The following is a 19,875-nucleotide window of genomic DNA, read 5'->3' as shown; positions in this document are numbered from 1 at the left end:
CGCAAAGCGGGCCGGAGCTACTGGTCGTTCGGGTCGCTGTCCTGTTTCTTCCGCTCAATGGCCCGACCGAGCCCGACAGAATCATCCAGTCCCTTGACTACCCGATAAACGTTGGAAACGCCAGCGGCGCCCCCCAGTAACATGAAAACGATCATTAACCAAGGCATGCTTCCCAGCCACTTGTCCAGACCGTAGCCAAGAGCCGTACCAACCAGAGTGGTGGTAACCATCTCGACACCGATCCGGGTCGCCAGCCCGACGCCCGATGGATTCATCGGACCCCGGCGGGAACCGCCCTGCCCTTCCCCCGGCGCATCCTTGCGAAGCGCCTTCAGACGGGCATCGAGATCACCGAGACTGGAAGAAGTCTTGTCATCGTCAGTCATGACACCATTTCACCTTGCTTGCCATTCGAGAATTCCCCTCTCTGGCCAGCCCGGTGCACTCCCCCCGCGCCTTCAGCAGACCTCGCTGAAAATCGCGCGCACCTTAAGGTCTAGGCCCCGTGGTGTCAAGCGTGAAAACCCCTGTTTGCTGCGGCGCACTGCCGTCAAAAAATGTTCTAAATCAAATAATTACCGCAAAACAGCCATTTAGCCCCTTGTTCACCGCTGCTCTTTTTCCCCATCCCCCTCCCCGTTCGGGCGGGGAACATCGTAAAAACCACCCCGAAACCAGCCTGTTGCGTGCAGGGCAAACGACCGTTTTCCTACCCGGTTCCCCTGTTCTGCGTGATCCCCAGCCCCCCTCCGGTCAGGCCATCTCGCGCAGAGCTTCTGCCGCCCGCAAATCGACCGAGACCAGCTTGGAAACCCCGCGCTCGGCCATGGTCACCCCATACAGCCGATCCATCCGGGCCATGGTCATCCGGTGGTGGGTGATGACCAGAAAGCGGGTTCCGCCATTGGCAATCCCGCCCTCACTCTCGGAAAGAGCCGCCAATCGGGTCAACTCGGACAGCAACGAGCAAAAACGATCGACGTTGGCATCATCCAGCGGGGCATCAACCTCATCCAGCACGCAAATTGGCGCCGGATTGACCAGAAACACCGCAAAAAGCAGCGCAATGGCCGTCATTGCCTGTTCGCCACCCGATAACAGCGACAGGATTTGCAGCCGCTTTCCCGGTGGCGAGGCATAAATTTCCAGCCCGGCCTCCAGCGGATCATCGCTTTCGGTCAAGGCCAGATGCGCCCGCCCGCCCCCAAACAGCCGGGTAAACAGGCGCCGAAAGTGGGTATCCACCTTTTCAAACGACGCCACCAGCCGCTGGCGACCTTCACGATTCAGTTCGGCGATCCCCTGTCGCAGGCGGGCAATAGCGGCCACCAGATCATCCCGTTCAGTGGTCAGGGTGGTCATCTGCTGGTCCAGTTCACCAGCTTCCTGTTCGGCCCGCAAGTTCACCGCCCCCAGCGCGTCGCGGTCGCGGACCAGTTTCTGCAATCGGCTTTCCACATCGCCCAGCGGCATGCTGGCGGCCATCGCACCACTCAGGACCGGAATCGCCGTCCCCGGTTCGGCATCCCCGGCACCGGCAGGCGTATCTTCCAGCCGGGCCAACACCCGCGCCTGCACCGGCGTACAGTCCAGACGCTCGGCAATGGCGGCGGCATACTGGCGCACCGCCTGCTCGCCCTGCTCCACCGCCGATTCGGCCCGCACCCGATCTTCGCGCAGGCCGCTGATGCCCTTTTCCGCCTCCCGCAGGGCCCGGTCTGCCTCGGCCAGACGGCTTTCCCCCACCGCCAGCGCATCGGACGCTGCCGCCCGCACCTGCTCGGCCTCGGCGATGGCATCCAGCAACACCAGACGGCTTTCGGCAATCTCCTGCGGCTTGTCGCGCAAAATCTCCAGTTCTTCGCTCAGGTCCTGTTGCCGCTGTTCCAGCGTGGCCTGCTGGGCGGCAGCCCCCTGCTGGCGCTGTTGCCAGCCGGAAATCTCGTCGCGCACCCGCAACAGCCGTTGCCGCCGCTCACCGGCATCGCGCAACACCCGTTCCAGCGTCAATCGCGCCTCGGACAACCACAGCCGCCGTTCGGACAGGCTGGCCCGCACCTGGTCCAGCTCGCCGCGCAGCACCGCCGAGTCGGGCACGCTCTCCAGCGCCTCGGCGGCGGCCTCCTGATCCATCGCCGCGTCCTCGAGGTCGGTTCCGGCCTGATCCTGCTGGGCACTGAGTGCCGCCAGCCGGGCCTGCGCCGCCTGCGCCTTGCGTTCTTCCTCGGCCAGCGCCGTGCGCGCACTGGCCAATTGGCTTTCGGTTGCCCGCACGGACTCGCGCACCGTGCGCGCCGTCGCCACCGCCTGATCCTGCTGATGGCGGGCCTGTTCGGCAACGGCGGTGGCCTGCTCCAAAGCCTGTTCGGCCTGCGCCAGATCACCCCGCAGATGCCCCAGACGATTCTGTTGCTGCAAGCGAATCGCCGCCGCCGATGGTGCCCCCGCCTGCCCGGTCAAGCCATCCCAGCGCCACAAGGCACCCTCGACGCTGACCAGACGCTGCCCCGGCATCAACAGATGGCGCAGGCTGTCCCCCCGCTGGCCCTCCGCCAGCAAGCCGATCTGCGCCAGTCGCCGCGCCAGCGCGGGCGGAGCCTCGACCACCTCGGACAGCGGCACCACCCCCGGCGGCAAGGCCGGGGCGGCAGACTGCGGCGGCAGGGTCAGCCAGAACACCGGCGCGCGGGCATCCTCGGACGCCGACAGGTCATCCCCCAGCGCTGCCGCCAATGCCTGCTCATAGCCCTCGCGCACCCGAATCGCATCGAGAACCGGCGACCAGTCGCCGTCTCCGGCAGCCTGCGCCAACACCGCCGACAGGGCATCGCATTCCACCCGCAGCCGGGTGCGGACAGAGGTCGCGTCCTGCAAGGCATCACGGCTCTGCTGATAGGCTTCCTGCGCCCGTTCCGCCGCCTCATCGGCCTCTTCGGCCCGCAGGCGCAGCTCTTCCAGTTGTTCGGCAGCCTCTTCCACCCTGTCGCGGGCGAGCAAAATACCGTCGTCGGGGTCCACCTGCCGTTCGGCCTCGGCCACCGCCGCCGCCAGCTCCTGATACCGCTGCCGCAGTCGTTGATGGCGGACCATCACATCGTTCAGGTGCCGTTCGGCGGCCTGACGGGCGGCATCCTGCCGGGCCAGCTCGTGGGTCAGACGGGCCACCGCCCCTTCTTCCTCTTCCACCTGCTGCCCCAACTGGCTGACCCGCTCGCGCGCCGCCACTTCCATGTCCTCTTCGCCCTGACTGGCGTCGTCCAGCAGGGCCTGTTCTTCCAGCAAGGCTTCCAGCGCCTGCCCGGCATCCTGTGTGCGGCTGGCTTCGCGGGCCAAATCCTCTTGCACCTGCCGCAGGCGCAGTTCGGCCTGCTGATACTGGCTGACGAGTCGCCGTTCTTCGGCGTCCAGTTGCTCGCGGGTGATGATCAACCGCTGCAACCGCGCCCCGGCCTCGACATCGGCATCACGCAGGGCAGGCATCGCGGCTGCCGCCAGCGCCTGCTCCGTGGACGCATGGGCGGCAAAGCCGGTGATGTCCGCCACCCGCGACTCGGCATCGCGCAACCGCTGCCGGGCCTCCTCCAGCGTGGTCAGGGCCTCGGCCCAGCGACGATAGAGCAACAGCGCCTCGGTCGCACGAACCGCTTCGGATAACTGGCGATAGCGCTGCGCCTGCCGGGCCTGCCGCCGCAACGACCCCAATTGCGTTTCCAGCGCCCCCATCACGTCCGACAGCCGTTCAAGGTTGGCCTCGGCGGCCTTCAGCCGCAATTCGGCTTCGTGGCGGCGGGTGTACAGCCCACCAATCCCGGCGGCTTCTTCCAGCAATGACCGCCGTTGCGATGGCTTGGCATTGATCAGCGCCCCGACTCGCCCCTGACTGACCATCGCCGTCGATCGCGCCCCGGTCGCCGCATCGGCAAACAACAACTGCACGTCACGGGCGCGCACCGGCTTGCCGTTGAACCGGTAATCCGATCCGTCGCCACGCTCGATTCGGCGGGTGACTTCGATTTCAGCGGCATCATTGAACAGGGCGGGGGCCGTGCGGGCGGCGTTGTCCAGCACCACCGTCACTTCGGCCAGATTGCGCGCCGGACGGTGCGAGGTGCCGCCAAAGATCACATCGTCCATTTCGCCGCCGCGCATCTGCTTGGCCGATGTTTCCCCCATCACCCAGCGCAGGGCCTCGACCAGATTCGATTTGCCACAGCCGTTCGGGCCGACCACCCCGGTCATTCCGGGCGCAATCAGCAGTTCGGTCGGATCGACAAAGGACTTGAAGCCGGACAGGCGGAGTTTGGTGAATTGAATCACCGGGCAGATGCTCCGAGGGGAGAAACAGATAGCAGGAGGACCAGCTTTAGAGCATTGCGCGAAAAGTGGGAACCGGTTTTCGCATAAACAATGCGACAGAACAAAAAATTAGATCAGCGTGCCTGCGTCATATTTAACGCACGCTGATCTAAGGTTTGTACGGGAAAAGGGAAAGGCGTTTTTCACAAAAACAAACGCCCGGAGCCATCCCGTCTTCAGGACATCACTCCGGGCGTTCGGAAACCGCAGAAAGCCTGCTTATTTTTTGGCGGCTTCGACCATCGCTTTCAGGGTGTCATAGGATTGCACGCCTTCGACCACCTTGCCTTCGACGACAAACGTCGGCGTCGCCTTGATGCCATAGGCGCTGCCCGCGCTGATCTGCACCTGACGAATCGCCTGGAACAGCGCATCGTCCTTCAGGGCGGCCTCGACATCCTGCACGCTCATCCCCGACAGCAGGGCATATTGCTTCAGGGTATCAACCGGCTTTTCGCTGCGGGTCCACACATGCTGCTGGGCGAAATAGGTCGCCACCAGCCCTTCATAGCTTTCCTTCGGCGCCCGGCGGGCAATCAGGGCAGCGGCAAAAGCATACTGGTCCAGCGGGAAGTCGCGCACCACCAACCGGGCCTTGCCGGTATCGAGCAGCTTTTCCTTCACCATCGGCAGGACTTCGTTGTGGAAAGTCGCGCAGTGGCCGCAGGTCAGCGAAGAATATTCGATGATCGTCACCGGGGCATCGACCTTGCCGATCACCCGCTCGGGGTAGTCGGCGGGCGGCACGGCCTTATCCCACGCAATCAGCTGGGTGGCAGCCTGAGACGGCGACGGCATCAGCGAGCCGACACCCACCACAGCCGCCGTAGCAACCGCAGTCGAAGCACGAAGGAAAGAACGGCGAGACAAAGACACCACAGCAACGCTCCCTGGCGAATCAGCACAAACAGCGGTCAGTGTCGCATTCAGGACGTCAGTGTCAGAGCACAGTGCGCGGGGGAAAGAGGGCCTGCCCCATCGCATTTGCTGAAATAACAAAGGTCTAAATCGTTTGCCATGACCGCAACAAGATGGCCGATACTCTAGGCAAACCCCGGTCATCCCGCAACAACAACCCACCGCAAACAGGAATGCCTCGCATCAACGTGATGAGGGTTGGCGGGATGCCCAAAGACAACGGGCCACCGGATTTCTCCGGTGGCCCGCACTCATTGCGCATGATCACTTCGTCACAGGCTTAGAGCATTTTCCGTTCTCTCTGGATCACTTTAAATGCTCCAAGTCTTGTATTTTAAGCAAATACGTCGTCGCAGATGGACCCATCTGCTCGGGATTTGCTCTAGTGATCAATGCGGCTCCAGATCTGACGCTTCAGGGCGTAGAACAGAGCGGTCATCACGGCCAGGAAGATCATGACCTTCAGGCCCATGCCCTTGCGGGTATCCAGTTCCGGCTCGGCAGTCCAGTTCAGGAAGGCGACAACATCAGCGGTGATGTTTTCCTTCTTGTTCGGAGCGCCATCGGCGAAGGTCACCCCTTCGTCGAAGATCATCTGCGGCATGGCAATCTGGTGCCCCGGGAACGCCGGGTTGTAGTTCATGCCATCCATCAGATGGAAGTCTTCCGGCATCGGGTCTTCATACGACGTCAGCAGGGTATAGACGTAGTCCGGGCCGCTCTTGCGCGCCTTGTTCATCAACGACAGGTCCGGCGGCAGGGCGCCACCGTTGGCAGCGCGAGCGGCCTTTTCGTTGGGGAACGGGGCATGCAGCTTGTCAGCCGGCAGACCCGCACGCATCTTCGGCGCACCGGTATCGTCGAACCCGTCCTGGACTTCGTTGGCGGCCGCAAGAGCCTTCACGTCGTCTTCGGACAGACCGATGTCCATCAGGTTACGGTAGCGAACCAGGTTCATGCTGTGGCAGGTGGCGCAGATTTCCTTGTAAACCTGGAAACCACGACGCAGCTGGGCCTTGTCATACTGACCGAACATGCCCTGCCAGGACCATTCCTTGTGCTCCAGCTTGGTCGCGCCGCTGTTGGCGAGAGCCGGAGTCGCAACAGCCAGAGTGGCCGCAGCAGCAATAGCAGTAAACAGCTTCCGCATCGAACGCATCACACGGCCTCCCCGGACTTCTTGACGACCGGCGAGCTGATGCTTTCCGGCAGCGGCTTCGGCTTTTCCAGCCAGCCAATCACCGGAGTGAGAACCAGCAGGTGCAGGAAGTACCACACGGTGCAGATCTGACCGACCAGCAACATGGTACCTTCAGCCGGCTGAGCGCCGATGTAGCCCAGCACAAACGCGTTCACCAGGAACAGGATGGTGAACCACTTGTAGATCGGGCGGAACTTGCACGAACGGACCTTGGAGGTATCCAGCCAGGGCAGGACGAACAGGATCAGGATCGCACCGAACATCAACAGCACGCCGCCCAGCTTGTCCGGAACCGACCGCAGGATGGCATAGAACGGCAGGTAGTACCATTCCGGCACGATGTGCGGCGGGGTCACCATCGGGTTGGCCGGGATGTAGTTGTCCGGCTCGCCGAAGAAGTTCGGAGCCCAGAACACAAAGGCCAGATAGAACATCAGGAACAGGCCGATGCCGAACAGGTCCTTGATGGTGTAGTACGGGTGGAACGGAATGCTGTCCTGCGGGGTCTTCATGTCGATCCCCAGCGGGTTGTTGGACTTCACGCTGTGCAGGGCCCAGACGTGAACAACCACCACGCCCAGAATGACGAACGGCAGGACAAAGTGCAGCGGGAAGAAACGGTTCAGGGTCGGGTTATCGACCGAGAAACCACCCCACAGCCAGGTCACGATGTGCTCGCCAACCAGCGGGAACGCCGAGAACAGGTTGGTGATCACCGTCGCGCCCCAGAAGGACATCTGACCCCAGGGCAGCACATAGCCCAGGAAGCCGGTGGCCATCATCAGCAGGTAGATCACCAGACCCAGCCACCACAGCACTTCGCGCGGGGCCTTGTACGATCCGTAGTACAGGCCACGGAAGATGTGGATGTACACCAGAATGAAGAACATCGAGGCGCCGTTGGCGTGCAGGTAACGCAGCAGCCAGCCATAGTTCACATCGCGCATGATGCGTTCGACGGAATCGAACGCCATCGAGGTGTGCGGCACATAGTTCATGGCCAGGAACAGGCCGGTCAGGATCATGATGACCAGCATCAGGCCGGCCAGCGACCCGAAGTTCCACCAGTAATTCAGGTTCTTCGGCGTCGGATAGTCGATCGCCGAGTGTTTCATCATCGTGAAGATCGGCAGACGGTCGTCCACCCACTTCACGACTTTGTTGTTGCTTGGGGCACTCATCCGGTCAGACCTTCCTAGCCAATCTTGATGGACGTGTCGGTGGTAAAGGCGTACGGCGGAACCGCGAGGTTCAGCGGCGCGGGGCCCTTGCGGATACGACCCGAGGTATCATAGTTCGAGCCGTGGCAAGGACAGAACCAGCCACCAAATTCGCCTTTCGGGTCAGCCGGAGCCTGTCCCAGCGGAATGCAGCCCAAGTGGGTGCAAATACCGATCATCACCAGCCATTCCGGCTTTTTGACGCGATCGGCATCGGTCTGCGGATCACGCAGCGACGTCACGTCAACCGCCTGAGCGGCAGAGATTTCATCGGCCGTGCGGTGACGCACGAAAATCGGCTTGCCACGCCACATCACCGTGATCGCCTGACCTTCCGCAATCGGAGCCAGATCAACTTCGGTCGACGCGAGCGCAAGCACGTCTGCCGCCGGATTCATGCTGTGAACGAACGGCCACAAGGCCAGGCCGGCGCCAACCACGCCAACGGCCGAGGACGCATACAGCAGGAAGTCGCGGCGGGTTTCGCCATCGGAAGAACCGGAAGCGGGATTCGCCGTATCAGCCATCCTCTATAAACCCTCTCCATGCACGCTGGGGGAACGCGCTGTTTGTGGATGAAGTTTGCGTACCCGGCCAGGACGGCCCCCCGCACGCAAACACATCCGACCCTTCAGGCCCCCATTTCCCTTCAGAGCCTTCCCGTCATGCCGTTATAAACGGGCGACGCGGGCAGCGGGTCGAACGACCCGCGCGGTATAATCCATATTGCGCGGTTTGAAAAGAGCATGGGCAATCCCCGCTGCCAAGGTTAATGTTGCATCGCCGCATCCGCTGCCTGCCCGCAGCGCCGCCAAAGCCGCCCGGCACAAGCCGGTTGCCCTGAAACCCCGGTCAAAAAACGGTTATTCTGCTATGCGCCTTGCCCTTTACCAGCCGGATATTCCCCAGAATGCGGGAGGCGCCCTGCGCCTTGCCGCCTGCCTGGGGCTGGCCGTCGACATCATCGAGCCCTGCGGTTTTTTGTGGGATGACAAAAAGATTCGCCGGGCAGGCATGGATTACATCGAACTGGCCACCCTGACCCGCCATTCCTCATGGGATGCCTTTTGTCAGGCAGAGACCACCGGTCAGGGGCGTCTGGTGCTGGTCAGCACCAAAGGGGCGGTCAGCCACACCGCCTTTGCCTTTCGGCCCGATGACATTTTGCTGATGGGACGGGAAAGCTGTGGCGTCCCCGACAGCCTGCACGACAGCATCCCTGACCGGGTGGCCGTCCCGCAGTGTCCGGGAACCCGCAGCCTGAATGTGGTGACCGCCGCCGCCATCGTTTGCGCCGAGGCCCTGCGTCAGACAGCCCTGCTGCCGGTGTTCACCCCGACGGCGTAACGCTGTCGGCCTGCCTCAATAGCCGGCAGCAACCATTTTCGGCGTCAACAGGGTATGCGGCGGCAAATCGCGCAGGCGCAAGGCCACGCCGCCGCCCATCCCCTGATCCATCCAGCGCCGCCACGGTTGCCACTGATGAATGATCCCGGCCACCGCCTGATGCCCGGCAGCCGACGGAAACAGGCCGGTTCCGCTCCGCATCGCCTCCTGCCACGCCGGATTTGCATCCAGCAGCGCCAGCAGGTTCAGGTAGGGAATCCCTTTGCGGCAGGCGATGTCGCCATAGGCATCATTGATCGCCTGCACCCGCCCACAGGTCAGATGATAGGTGCGTTGGCCAGACTGATAAAAGCCGCCGCTGCCAGCGACCGGCGTCGGCCCGATCCACAGCACCGGCCACAGCAACGACGCCTCGCAGATCAACGACTCGGCATAGGCGGCAGCATCCCACAGCGGCACCTGCACGCCGTCGTCGTCGATATCAACCATGTCGCCATGACCAAAGTTGAACACCACCCCCGCCTGGGTGTGATCCTGCAACCGGGCCGAGGCCTCGGCCTGCCAGCGCAAGGCGATATCCGCCGAGGTATCCCACGGCACGCTCAGATTATAAGGCACCAGCGCCGGACCATCGTCGAGGGCACAGGCCCCCTGAGCCGATGCCCGCATGGTGCGTTCCAGCATGGCCAGCCGTTCCGGCCAACCCATATGGTGACGGTCCCCCAACCCCTGTGTTACGCCATCCCCGAAAAAACAGATGTGTTTCATGGTGGTGGTTTCCGTATGCACCAAAAGCCATTCGATGCTGACATTTCATCAGCATCACCAGAGTAAAGCACTAAAGAATTTCCTGATGTGACCAGAGTCACATAATTGCGGGAATCCCCTGCCATCGCCGCAGGGCCTCGGCCTGAAGGGCAGGACCATCCGGCACCCCATCCCGTTCTTCCCACCACACTTCGACCTCGCGCAGCACCGCCCCCAGCGCCGGACCGGCGGGAATGCCCAACGCCAGCAGATCCCGCCCGGCCAGCGGAAACGGAACCGGCTGCCAGCTCAATGCCTGCTCCAGGCACCGCCGGTAGCCTTCGGTCACCCGGGACGATACCCGCCCTTCCTGCGCGCGCCACTGCGCCCAGGCCAGCAACAGCCGGTCAACGGCCAGCGGGCCGCCACTCCGGCGCAGGGCTCGCCAGTGCTCTTGCGGTGAGGCATCAAAGGCGGGGGTTGCCTGCACCTGACTGATCGCCAACACTCGGGCAGCATCAGCCCGTGACATCCGCAGGCGGCGGGTCACCGCCTCAATCGTTTCGACCGCCGCCGGACCAGACGGCAAGGCTGCCGCCAGACGGCGCAGCGGATCGGGCCGTATCCCGTCAAGCTGCAAACCGCGTGTTTCAAGAAAGATCACCTGCCGCAAACGGCCCACGTCGCGCAGCTCGGGCAAAAGGGCGTCGAGGATTTTCTCCCCGATCATCAACGCCACCACATCGGCCGCCAGTGGGGTGGCGAGAATTTTCAGAATCTCGCCCTGCACCCGCTCGCCGGACAGCTCCACCATATGGGGGGCTGCCGCCCGACAGGCGGCCAGTGCCGCCCGATTCGGTGCGCCAGCACCATACCGGGCATAGAAGCGGAAATAGCGCAGGATGCGCAGGTAATCTTCGGCAATCCGGTCATCCGGGCGCCCGATAAAGCGCACCCGCCCGTGGGCCAGATGCGGTATGCCATCGAAGTAATCATAGACCGCGCCGTCCGGCGAGGCTGACAGGGCATTGATGGTGAAATCCCGCCGGGCCGCATCCATCATCCAGTCGCGAGTCCAGGCAACGGTCGCATGGCGACCATCACAGGCGACATCTTCGCGCAGGGTGGTGATCTCGAAATGCCGCCCCCCCAGCACTGCCGTGACCGTCCCGTGGGCAATGCCGGTGGGAATCGCCCGGATTCCGGCACGCTCCAGCAACCCCATCACGGTTTCAGGACCATCGGGGGTGGCAATGTCAATATCGTGAACCGCCCGACCGCACAGGGCATCGCGGACGCAGCCGCCCACAAAGCGGACCTGCTGACCGGAGGCCTGCAACGCCGTGATCACCGCCTGCGTTTCCGGCCATTGCAGCCAGTCCTGTGGCGGCAATTGCCCGACCGGGGGACGTTCGGACGGCATCCCGGCGCGATAGCGGGCCAAGTCAGCCGCATCTTCATCATCAACATTGGTCGGAGAGGTCTTTTTCCAGAAAGGCAGTTTCATCGTGGCACCCTGGGTTCGGAATGCCCCGGCACGATCTTGCCATCAATCAGCATCGGCGGAACGTAGGCATCCCCCGGTCGGCCACCGGGGGCCAGCAGGGCCGATAGCGCCAGCCAGACCAGCAGCAGAACGCCCCCGGCCAGCGCCAGCCAGAACCAGACTCCGCGCTCGACCGGCGGCACCTCGCCGCCATGGTGGCGGATATAGGCATTGCGCAAACGGACCCACAGAAAGAACGTCACGGCTGGCAACAGCAACGGCAACAGGACCGTTATCACTTCGCGGATCATCACACCCCACCCATCAGGTCAGGGGCGCAACACATGTGACAGGTTGATCAGCATTCCCGCCGTGGCGCCCCAAATATAATACTCCTGATAGGGAATCGCATAATAGGGGCGCAGTTGTCCATTGATCGTCCGTTCGACCTTTTGATGATTGGCCGGGTCCAGCACAAAGGCCAGCGGCACCTCAAAGACCTCGGCCACTTCAAACGGATCAGGACGCAGGTCAAAGGGCGGTGTCACCACCCCCACCACCGGCGTCACCGCAAAGCGGGTGATGGTCACGTAATCATCCAGCGTCCCCAGCACCTCGACCGCCGCAGGAGCCAGACCGGTTTCCTCTTCGGCTTCGCGCAGGGCGCAGGCAACCGGGCTGGCGTCCTCCTCTTCCAGCCGCCCGCCGGGAAAGGAAATCTGCCCGGCATGATGATGCAGGTGATCGGTCCGTCGGGTCAGCAGGACAGTCATGCCATCGGCCCGTTCGACCAGCGGCACCAGCACCGCCGCCGGGCGCAAGGTTTCCGTGCCGGACGGACGGCTGAGGTCCGCAGCCCCCAGCGAGCGGGCAATCGCCACATCCGACCGCAACCCCAATCCGCGCCGTTCCGCCAACAGACGGCGCACCTGTTCCCGGTGATCATCCACCATCAAATCTGCCCGAGGGGAAAAAAGATGTCCTCGCTCCATACACCAATCCAGTCCTGTTCATCGCGTGCCGGGACCGCCAGTTCCACCAGCTCGTAAAAGACAGTGCGGGCGATTTTCGCCTCAAGGCCCCGGTCTATATACAGATAGGGCGACGGCTCGCCGGTTACGAGGTCATGATCCACCCGCAACCGATGCTGCGGCCCGGCCACTACCCACTGATCGACATTGGTGCGAAAGGACAGGGTTTGTCCGGGCTGTCCGGCCTGCTCCACCCGCAGCTCGACGGCGACAAAGGCGGCATCGTCCACCTCGACCGTTCCCCGCTCGACCGGGGTGGTCATCCAGTAGACCCCCTCCGCATCACGGGACAGGATGGTCGAGAACAGCTTGACCAGTTCCTTGCGACCAATCGGACTGCCCTGATACAGCCACGTCCCGTCCGCCAGGATGCGCAGCCCCAGCGGGCCGCATTGCTGTTGCCGGGGGCGCGGCGGGCCGCCCGGCACAGGCTCGCCCCCTCCAAGGTCCAGCAGTGTGAACGGCAGGCTGTCCGAGCTCATCATGGTCCTCCCTTGCTGACTGCGCCCCGTGGATCACACCCCGTGGATCACAGGTGCGTCAAACTGTTGGTTCAGTTTGCGCTTTGCATGACTTTAGCACAAACTCGCACAACACTCCGATTGCGCAAGGAGCTTTGCGTGCCCCATTCTTCGCTTTCCACCGACGGCGACCGAAACACCGATCTGGCCCCTGAGGATCTGGCCCCTGAGGATCTGGAACGCCTGACCGCCTTGCTGCAAACCGCCCATGATGTCATCAGCACGGCGGTGATCGGTCAGCAGCGGGTGATTGACGAAAGCCTGATTGCCCTGCTGGCCGGGGGCCACATGGTGCTGGTCGGGGTGCCCGGTCTGGCCAAAACCCGTCTGGTCCACACGCTGGGGACGGTGCTGGGGCTGACCGACAAGCGGGTCCAGTTCACCCCCGACCTGATGCCCGCCGACATTCTGGGCTCGGAAGTCCTCGAAGACGGCCCCGACGGGCGGCGCAGTTTCCGCTTTCTGCCCGGCCCGGTGTTCTGCCAGTTGCTGATGGCCGACGAAATCAACCGCGCCAGCCCGCGCACCCAGTCGGCGCTGTTGCAGGCGATGCAGGAAGGCATGGTATCGATCGCCGGACAGACCTATCCGCTGCCGCGCCCGTTCCATGTGCTGGCCACCCAGAACCCGCTGGAGCAGGAAGGCACCTATCCTCTGCCGGAAGCCCAGCTTGACCGGTTTCTGATGCAGATCACCATCGACTATCCCGACCGGGCCGCCGAGCGGCAGATGCTGCTGGCCACCACCGGCATTGCCGAAGCCGCGATTCAGCCGGTGCTGACCGCCGCAGACCTGCTCGCCGCCCAGCAGATGGTGCGCCGGATGCCGGTGGGAGAGTCGGTGATCGAGGCCATCCTGTCGGTGGTCCGCCATGGCCGTCCGGAGGACAGTCCGCTGCCGGACATCCGCACTCATGTCGCCTGGGGCCCCGGCCCGCGGGCCAGTCAGGCCCTGATGCTGGCCTGCCGCGCCCGCGCCCTGCTGCAAGGCCGTCCGGCCCCGTCGATTGATGACGTGCGGGCGCTGGCCGCTCCAATCCTGCGCCATCGCATGGCCCTGACCTTTGCCGCCCGCGCCGAAGGCGTCCATCTGGATGATGTGCTGACCACCCTTGCCGCCGAGGCCGGATAACCATGGCCGCCCCCCCGCCGTCCGCAGCCCGCCGCCTGCTTGCGGCTGAAATGGCCGCAGGCCCGTTGCCGCCCCTGCTGGTTGCTGCCCAACGGGTGGCCGCCGCCAGCGGGCTGGGCAACCATGGCCGCCGCCGTCAGGGGCGCGGGGATGATTTCTGGCAGTTCCGTCCCTATGCCCCCGGCGACAGCGCGGCAATGATCGACTGGCGGCAGACGGCCAAAGGCGAGCGCGCCGCCGTCCGCGAGCGGGAATGGAGCAGCAGCCAGACCATCTACCTGTGGCGATCCAGTGGCAGCAGTCAGGCCTGGCGGTCGCAGCCCACCCTGCCCGACAAACAGAACCGTTGTGACCTGTTGCTGCTGGCGCTGGCGGTTCTGCTCCAGCGGGGCGGCGAACGGCTGGCGCTGCTGAGTGCGGGAGCCCCCTCGCTGGCCGATGCCCGTGCCTGTCATCACCTGCCACAAATCGCCGAACGGCTGCACCGCCCGCCCACCACCAGCGATGATGCCGAACTGTCGTTGCCGCCCGCCCTGCCCCTGCCCCGTCATGCCTCCGCTGTTCTGCTGGCCGACTTTCTGACCCCGATCCCCGAAACGGTGGCCCGCCTGCGCACGCTGGCCGCCGAGGGGGCCCGTGGTCATCTGTTGCAGGTACTCGATCCCGCCGAAGAAGGCTTTCCCTTTCATGGGCGGGTGCGTTTCGAGGCCCCCGGCGATGCATACACCGCGCTGCTGACCAGCCGGGCCGAAGACCTGCGCGCCGCCTATCTGCACCGCCTGAGCCACCATCGCGCCGCGCTGGCCGATGCGGCACGGGCGGTGGGCTGGACCTTTGCCGTCCATCATACCGATCACCCGCCGCAACAGGCCCTTGGCACCCTGTTCCATGCCCTCAGCCTGCCGTCTGCCCCCGGAGGCCGGTCATGATGGCGCTCGGGCCGCTGGCCTTTGCCGCCCCGCTGGCGCTGGCGGGCTTTGCCGTTCTGCCGGTCATCTGGTGGCTGTTGCGCCTGACCCCGCCCCTGCCGCGCCGCCAGAGCTTTCCGCCCGTGCGCCTGTTGCTGGGATTGCAGGCCAGCACCCCGGAAAGCGTCCATACCCCGTGGTGGCTGCTGGCCCTGCGGCTGCTGATGGTGGCGCTGGTGCTGCTCGGGCTGGCTCAGCCGATTATCTCGCCCAATGGGACTGCCGTGGCAGGCCGACCGCTGTTGCTGGTGGTCGATGATGGCTGGAGCGCCGCCCCCGGCTGGAGCCAGCGGCAACAGGCCCTGCTGGCCACCCTCGAACAAGCCGACCGCCAACAGCGCCCGCTCGCCCTGCTGACCACCGCACCGCCCGCCGATGGCACCGCCCTGTCCGTCCGCCTGTTCGACACCGCCAACGCCGCCCGCGAAGCCATCCGCCAACTCGCCCCGCAACCGTGGGACAGCGACCACCGCGCCGCGCTGGCCGCCGTGCGCGCCAGCCTCGGCGAGCGGGCGTCAGCGTTGCAGGCTGCCGATGCGGTGTGGTTCAGCGGCGGCCTCGCCACCCCCGGCCCCGACGACAGCGTTGCCCTCGCCGAAGCCCTCCAGCGCCTGGGCAGCCTGACCGTGCGCGCTCCGGCCGCCGATCAGGTGGCCACCGACCTGCTGCTGCCGCTGCTGACCCTGCCGCCGCAACGGCAGGCCGACGGCATGCGGGTGATGGTTCGCCGCCCGGCCTCGTCAACCACCCCGCTGGCAACCGTTACCGTTGAGGCCGTTGACGATCACGGCCTTGGTCTGGGCAGCGCCCCGCTGACCTTCGCCGCCGGAGCCGATACCGGCGAGGCAACCCTCGCCCTGCCTGCCGACCTGCTGGCAGGCGTGCAGGCCATTCGGGTCACCACCAGCGACGGCCAGCGTGCCGGAGCCGGGGCGGTCTCGCTGCTGGGCGATGGCTGGCGGCATCATCCGGTCGGCCTGCTGACGCCCCCCGGTCAGGGGCAAGCGATGGTGCCGCTGCTCGACAGCACCACCTATCTCACCCGTGCCCTGCCGCCCAACGCCCCGCTGTACAAGGGTGGCCTCGACGAGCTGCTGGCCCGCCCGATCCGCGCCCTGATCGTGGTTGATCCGCAACTGTCCCCCACCGAACAGGAGCACCTGTCCCGCTGGGTTCAGGATGGCGGCGTCCTGATCCGCTTCGCCGGGGCCGCACTGGCCGGACAGTCGCCGTCGGTCAGTGCCGGCGACAGTCTGCTGGCGGTGCCGGTGCGCAGTGGCAACCGGGCGCTGGGCGGCAGCCTGTCATGGACCAAGCCGCTGGGGCTGGCTGCCTATCCCGAACACAGCCCGCTACAGGGTCTGCCGCTGCCCAAAGACCTGACCGTGCGGGCGCAGGTGCTGCCCGACCCGGCTGCCGCCATCGCCAAAGGCGTTGACCTTGACCGCCGGACCTGGGCCCGCCTGAGCGATGGAACGCCGCTGGTCAGCGGCACTCCCTCCGGCAAGGGCTGGCTGGTGCTGATTCACACCGCCGCCGATCCGTCGTGGAGCAGCCTGCCGCTGTCCGGTCTGTTCCCGGCCCTGCTCAACCGGCTGGTCAGTCTGGGGGCGGCACGGACCGGCGAGGCCAGCAATGACGGCTCGCCGCTGGTGCTGCCTCCGGCCTTGACGCTGGATGGCACCGGACGGCTGTTGCCCGCACCCGCTACCGCCCGCCCGCTGCATCTCGCCGCTGACACGGCCGCACTGCCGATGGTGCAGGCCCCGGACCACCCGCCGGGACTCTATGGCGCGGATGGTCAACGGCAGGCCCTCAATCTCGGCACTGCCGACCGTACCCTGATCCCGCTGCCCGCCTTGCCGTCAGGGGTGCAGGTGCGGGGACTGACCCCCGATCAGGATCGCTCGCTGGACCTGCGTCCGCCGCTGCTGACCGCCGCCCTGCTGCTGCTGCTGCTCGACAGCCTGCTGACGCTGCTTCTGCGCGGCCTGCTGCCCCGCTGGCGAGCCACCGTCGCCGTGATGCTGACCGCAGGCAGCCTGCTGACCGGCACCCCGTCTGCCGATGCCGCCGAAACCGACCTGCTCGCAACCCGTCTGGGCTATGTCCAGACCGGCGATCCGGCGCAGGACGCCATCAGTGCCGCTGCCCTGCAAGCGCTGACCGCGCTGGTCAACGCCCGCACCGCCGTCACGCTGGCTCCGCCGGTGGCGGTGTCGCTGGACAGTGACCCGCTGCTGTTTTTCCCCCTGCTGTACTGGCCGGTCAGCGATGGCGCGGCGGCGCTGCGCGTCACCCCGACCGTTGTGCAGAAAATCGCCCAGTACCGCGGCCAGGGCGGGCTGGTGGTGCTGGACGGGGCCGGGGCCGACAGCCAGCCGTTTCTGGTCGAGCTGCTTGATGCCCTGCACATCAGCGGCCTGATCCCCCTGCCCCCCGATCATGTCCTGACCCGCGCCTATTACCTCAGTGCCGCGCTGCCCGGCCGCGCCCCCGGTACCGTCTGGCTGGAAAGCCCCGACCAGCGGGCCGATGGTGTGTCAACCATCGTCGTCTCGACGCAGGACTGGGGCCGCGCCTGGGCCAGATCCCCCAACGGCTCACCGATGTTCCCGATGCTGAATGGTGGCGAGCATGGCCGTGAGCAAGCCGGGCGCAGTGGCATCAACATGGTTCTCTACACCCTGACCGGCACCTATAAGGCCGATCAGATTCATCTGCCCGCCTTGCTGGAGCGCCTGCCGCAATGAGGTCCTTGCCTGCGATGGTCGATATCAGCGTGGAATGGGCACCGTTGCTGCCCTGGTCATGGTGGGCGGTGGCCTGTGCCGTGATGCTGGCCCTCAGCCTGCCCGCCCTGTGGCGGCGCGCACCGGGCAGCCTGTGGCGGCTGGCGGCCTTTGTCGTGCTCGCCCTCGGGCTGGCCAATCCGCAGATGCTGGAGGCCACCCGCACCCCGGTCCCCGATGTGGCGGTGGTGGTGGTTGACGACAGCGCCAGCCAGTCGCTGGCCGACCGACCGCAGCAAGCCGCCGCCGCCGAGCAGGTTTTGCGAGAGCAACTGGCGAAAGACCCGACTCTGGAAACGCGGGTGGTGCGCCTGTCACAGGTGCCGGTCAGCGAGCCCACCGGCACCCGGCTGTTTGCGGCGCTGGAGCGGGCGATCAGCGATATCCCCCGCCAGCGTCTGGCCGGAGCCATCCTGATCACCGATGGACAGGCTCACGACATCCCGCCCACTCCGACCTTCCCGGCCCCGGTGCATACCCTGCTAACCGGCCAGCGCGGCGAAACCGACCGCCGGATGGTGGTGGACAGCGCGCCGTCGTTTGGTCTGGTCGGGGCAACGGTGACCGTCACCCTGCGCATTGACGACCCCACCCTGCCAGCGGGGAGCCAGCTTCCACTCACCCTGCGCAGCGGCCAGAGCGAAGACATCGTGCAGCAGGTCAGCGTCAACGCCCCGGTCACCGTCACCGTTCCGGTGGCACAGGCGGGCCTGAACGTGATTGATGCCTCGGTGCCCGCCCGCCCGCACGAGCCGTCGATCAGCAACAACCGCGCCGTCCTGTCGATCAACGGCGTGCGGGACCGCCTGCGGGTGCTGCTGATTTCCGGCGAGCCCCACATCGGCGAACGCGCCTGGCGCAGCCTGTTGAAAGCCGACCCGAACGTCGATCTGGTCCATTTCACCATCATGCGGTTGCCGCAAAAGGAAGACCCGACGCCACTGAACGAGCTGTCGCTGATCCCGTTCCCCATCCGCGAGCTGTTTGAAGAGCGGCTGGACGACTTTGATCTGGTGATCTTTGACCGCTACAGCCAGTTGGGCCTGATTCCGCTGCATTATCTGGGCAATGTCGCCAACTATGTCCGCGACGGCGGCGCGGTGATGCTGGCGGTCGGGCCGGAATACGCTGGCGTCACCTCGTTGTATGATACGCCGCTGGCCGACATACTGCCTGCCGCCCCGACAGGGACGCTGCTGACGCAATCGTTCACCCCGCAACCGTCCGCCGTGGCCGCACGCCATCCGATCACCGCCCCGCTGATCGAGCAGGGCGCATCACACTGGGGGCCATGGTTGCGGGCCACCGAAGCCACCACCCGCAGCGGGGTGGTTCTGCTGACCGGACCCGATCAGGCACCGTTGCTGGTGGTCGATCACGTCGGCAAGGGCCGGATCGGGCTGTTGCTGTCGGATACGGTGTGGCTGTGGGGCAAGGGCTGGGAGGGTGGCGGCCCGCAGCAGGAACTGATCCGCCGTCTGGCCCACTGGCTGATGGCCGAACCGGAGCTGGAAGAAAACGCCCTGCTGGCGCACCTGCGTCCAGCCACCGCAGGCACACCGCCCGACATCGAGGTCCTGCGCCGCAGTCTTGATGATCCGCAAGCCCCACTCCCTCCCCTGACCGTCACCGCCCCCGATGGTCACAGCCAGACCCTTGCCCTGACACCATCCCCGACCGGAGCCACTGCCCGCTTCCCGGCCCCACAAACAGGCGGCTGGGCCATTTCCGATGGCACGCAGCGCACCATGGTTGCCGTCACCACCAGCGATCCGCTGGAAGAGCAGATGGTGGTCGCCACCCCCGACCGCCTGCGCCCGTTGGCCGATGCCAGCGGCGGCGGCGTTTTCTGGCTGAGTGAACAGCCGCCTGCCATCACCCTGCCCGCCATCCGCCGCCCGACCGCCTCGGCCAGCGCCATGAACGGCGGCCACTGGCTGGGCCTGCGCCGCAACGGGGAAAGCACCCTGCAGGGCCTGCATCAGACGCCCCTGCTGCCCGCGCCGGTGCTGGCGCTGCTGTTTCTCACCGGAATGTTCATTGCGTGGCGGCGGGAAGGGCGGTAGAGCATGGGACGAAAAGAGAAAATGGCTCGTCCCCGCAAGACAGAGGGCGCTGATCACTGGCCCGTGACTTTGATGAAAAGTCGGTTAGATC

General features: G+C 65.4%; 16 protein-coding genes. 5 read left to right on the top strand and 11 right to left on the bottom strand.

Translation table 11 applies throughout. The annotated features are described in order from the left end of the window. Positions 1-17: 17 nt before the first annotated feature. The 6 genes from BW995_RS18455 to petA form a co-directional block, all read right to left on the bottom strand. Entirely contained in the window at positions 18-386 is a 369-nt protein-coding gene (locus tag BW995_RS18455) for an AtpZ/AtpI family protein (protein WP_076401907.1), read from the bottom strand. A gap of 367 nt (positions 387-753) precedes the next feature. After that, positions 754-4,317 carry an AAA family ATPase gene (locus tag BW995_RS18450; RefSeq protein ID WP_076401906.1) on the bottom strand — a complete coding sequence of 1,188 codons (3,564 nt, stop codon included), beginning with the start codon at positions 4,315-4,317 and terminating at the stop codon, positions 754-756. Positions 4,318-4,575: 258 nt separating this feature from the next. Then, positions 4,576-5,232, bottom strand: coding sequence for a thioredoxin domain-containing protein (locus BW995_RS21010; RefSeq protein WP_217696139.1), 657 nt, complete (start codon positions 5,230-5,232; stop codon positions 4,576-4,578). A gap of 424 nt (positions 5,233-5,656) precedes the next feature. Beyond that, a complete protein-coding gene (locus BW995_RS18440; protein WP_076401905.1) occupies positions 5,657-6,433 on the bottom strand; it encodes a cytochrome c1 in 777 nt (258 codons plus the stop codon). After that, positions 6,433-7,656, bottom strand: a complete 1,224-nt coding sequence (locus BW995_RS18435; protein ID WP_076401904.1) for a cytochrome b — start codon at positions 7,654-7,656, stop codon at positions 6,433-6,435. The genes BW995_RS18440 and BW995_RS18435 overlap by 1 nt, the downstream gene beginning before the upstream one ends. 14 nt (positions 7,657-7,670) lie before the next feature. Further along, positions 7,671-8,222 carry a ubiquinol-cytochrome c reductase iron-sulfur subunit gene (gene petA, locus BW995_RS18430; RefSeq protein ID WP_076401903.1) on the bottom strand — a complete coding sequence of 184 codons (552 nt, stop codon included), beginning with the start codon at positions 8,220-8,222 and terminating at the stop codon, positions 7,671-7,673. A gap of 346 nt (positions 8,223-8,568) precedes the next feature. Here petA and BW995_RS18425 point away from each other — a divergent pair, with 346 nt between their 5' ends. After that, positions 8,569-9,042, top strand: coding sequence for a tRNA (cytidine(34)-2'-O)-methyltransferase (locus BW995_RS18425; RefSeq protein ID WP_076401902.1), 474 nt, complete (start codon positions 8,569-8,571; stop codon positions 9,040-9,042). A gap of 15 nt (positions 9,043-9,057) precedes the next feature. On the opposite strand, the gene BW995_RS18420 is transcribed toward BW995_RS18425, so the two are convergent. From BW995_RS18420 to BW995_RS18400, 5 genes are all read right to left on the bottom strand, one after another. Continuing rightward, positions 9,058-9,810, bottom strand: a complete 753-nt coding sequence (locus tag BW995_RS18420) for a GDSL-type esterase/lipase family protein (protein ID WP_076401901.1) — start codon at positions 9,808-9,810, stop codon at positions 9,058-9,060. A 97-nt stretch (positions 9,811-9,907) separates the two neighbouring features. Continuing rightward, entirely contained in the window at positions 9,908-11,296 is a 1,389-nt protein-coding gene (locus BW995_RS18415) for a CCA tRNA nucleotidyltransferase (RefSeq protein WP_245821538.1), read from the bottom strand. Beyond that, complete coding sequence (locus tag BW995_RS20865; protein ID WP_076401900.1) at positions 11,293-11,586, bottom strand: hypothetical protein; 294 nt, start codon at positions 11,584-11,586, stop codon at positions 11,293-11,295. The genes BW995_RS18415 and BW995_RS20865 overlap by 4 nt, the downstream gene beginning before the upstream one ends. An 18-nt stretch (positions 11,587-11,604) precedes the next feature. Continuing rightward, complete coding sequence (locus tag BW995_RS18405; protein ID WP_245821537.1) at positions 11,605-12,228, bottom strand: CoA pyrophosphatase; 624 nt, start codon at positions 12,226-12,228, stop codon at positions 11,605-11,607. Further along, on the bottom strand, positions 12,228-12,791 hold the full coding sequence (locus BW995_RS18400; protein ID WP_139333003.1) for a DUF1285 domain-containing protein: 564 nt from the start codon (positions 12,789-12,791) through the stop codon (positions 12,228-12,230). The genes BW995_RS18405 and BW995_RS18400 overlap by 1 nt, the downstream gene beginning before the upstream one ends. 210 nt (positions 12,792-13,001) lie before the next feature. Here BW995_RS18400 and BW995_RS18395 point away from each other — a divergent pair, with 210 nt between their 5' ends. The 4 genes from BW995_RS18395 to BW995_RS18380 are packed head-to-tail and all read left to right on the top strand — an operon-like array spanning position 13,002 to position 19,784. Next, on the top strand, positions 13,002-13,958 hold the full coding sequence (locus BW995_RS18395; RefSeq protein ID WP_456152107.1) for an AAA family ATPase: 957 nt from the start codon (positions 13,002-13,004) through the stop codon (positions 13,956-13,958). Positions 13,959-13,960: 2 nt separating this feature from the next. Beyond that, positions 13,961-14,887, top strand: coding sequence for a DUF58 domain-containing protein (locus BW995_RS18390; protein ID WP_076401897.1), 927 nt, complete (start codon positions 13,961-13,963; stop codon positions 14,885-14,887). Continuing rightward, positions 14,884-17,679 (top strand): DUF4159 domain-containing protein, encoded by a 2,796-nt coding sequence (locus BW995_RS18385; protein ID WP_084194977.1) that lies wholly within the window; start codon positions 14,884-14,886, stop codon positions 17,677-17,679. The genes BW995_RS18390 and BW995_RS18385 overlap by 4 nt, the downstream gene beginning before the upstream one ends. Beyond that, a complete protein-coding gene (locus tag BW995_RS18380) occupies positions 17,676-19,784 on the top strand; it encodes a hypothetical protein (protein ID WP_245821536.1) in 2,109 nt (702 codons plus the stop codon). Before BW995_RS18385 ends, BW995_RS18380 begins: the two co-directional genes overlap by 4 nt. The last annotated feature ends 91 nt before the right edge of the window (positions 19,785-19,875 follow it).

This window comes from Insolitispirillum peregrinum, assembly GCF_900156605.1.
In the GTDB taxonomy this organism is placed as follows: domain Bacteria; phylum Pseudomonadota; class Alphaproteobacteria; order Rhodospirillales; family Rhodospirillaceae; genus Insolitispirillum; species Insolitispirillum peregrinum.
Note: the sequence above shows the minus strand (reverse complement) of the source record. Positions and strands in the feature narration are given on the sequence as shown.

Bases quoted from the DNA above. Each gene is read 5' to 3' on its own strand.
- BW995_RS18455 (WP_076401907.1), bottom strand. From the start codon at position 386: ATGACTGACGATGACAAGACTTCTTCCAGTCTCGGTGATCTCGATGCC.
- BW995_RS18440 (WP_076401905.1), bottom strand. From the start codon at position 6,433: ATGCGTTCGATGCGGAAGCTGTTTACTGCTATTGCTGCTGCGGCCACT.
- BW995_RS18435 (WP_076401904.1), bottom strand. From the start codon at position 7,656: ATGAGTGCCCCAAGCAACAACAAAGTCGTGAAGTGGGTGGACGACCGT.
- petA (WP_076401903.1), bottom strand. From the start codon at position 8,222: ATGGCTGATACGGCGAATCCCGCTTCCGGTTCTTCCGATGGCGAAACC.
- BW995_RS18425 (WP_076401902.1), top strand. From the start codon at position 8,569: ATGCGCCTTGCCCTTTACCAGCCGGATATTCCCCAGAATGCGGGAGGC.
- BW995_RS18420 (WP_076401901.1), bottom strand. From the start codon at position 9,810: ATGAAACACATCTGTTTTTTCGGGGATGGCGTAACACAGGGGTTGGGG.
- BW995_RS18415 (WP_245821538.1), bottom strand. From the start codon at position 11,296: ATGAAACTGCCTTTCTGGAAAAAGACCTCTCCGACCAATGTTGATGAT.
- BW995_RS20865 (WP_076401900.1), bottom strand. From the start codon at position 11,586: ATGATCCGCGAAGTGATAACGGTCCTGTTGCCGTTGCTGTTGCCAGCC.
- BW995_RS18405 (WP_245821537.1), bottom strand. From the start codon at position 12,228: ATGGTGGATGATCACCGGGAACAGGTGCGCCGTCTGTTGGCGGAACGG.
- BW995_RS18400 (WP_139333003.1), bottom strand. From the start codon at position 12,791: ATGATGAGCTCGGACAGCCTGCCGTTCACACTGCTGGACCTTGGAGGG.
- BW995_RS18390 (WP_076401897.1), top strand. From the start codon at position 13,961: ATGGCCGCCCCCCCGCCGTCCGCAGCCCGCCGCCTGCTTGCGGCTGAA.
- BW995_RS18385 (WP_084194977.1), top strand. From the start codon at position 14,884: ATGATGGCGCTCGGGCCGCTGGCCTTTGCCGCCCCGCTGGCGCTGGCG.
- BW995_RS18380 (WP_245821536.1), top strand. From the start codon at position 17,676: ATGAGGTCCTTGCCTGCGATGGTCGATATCAGCGTGGAATGGGCACCG.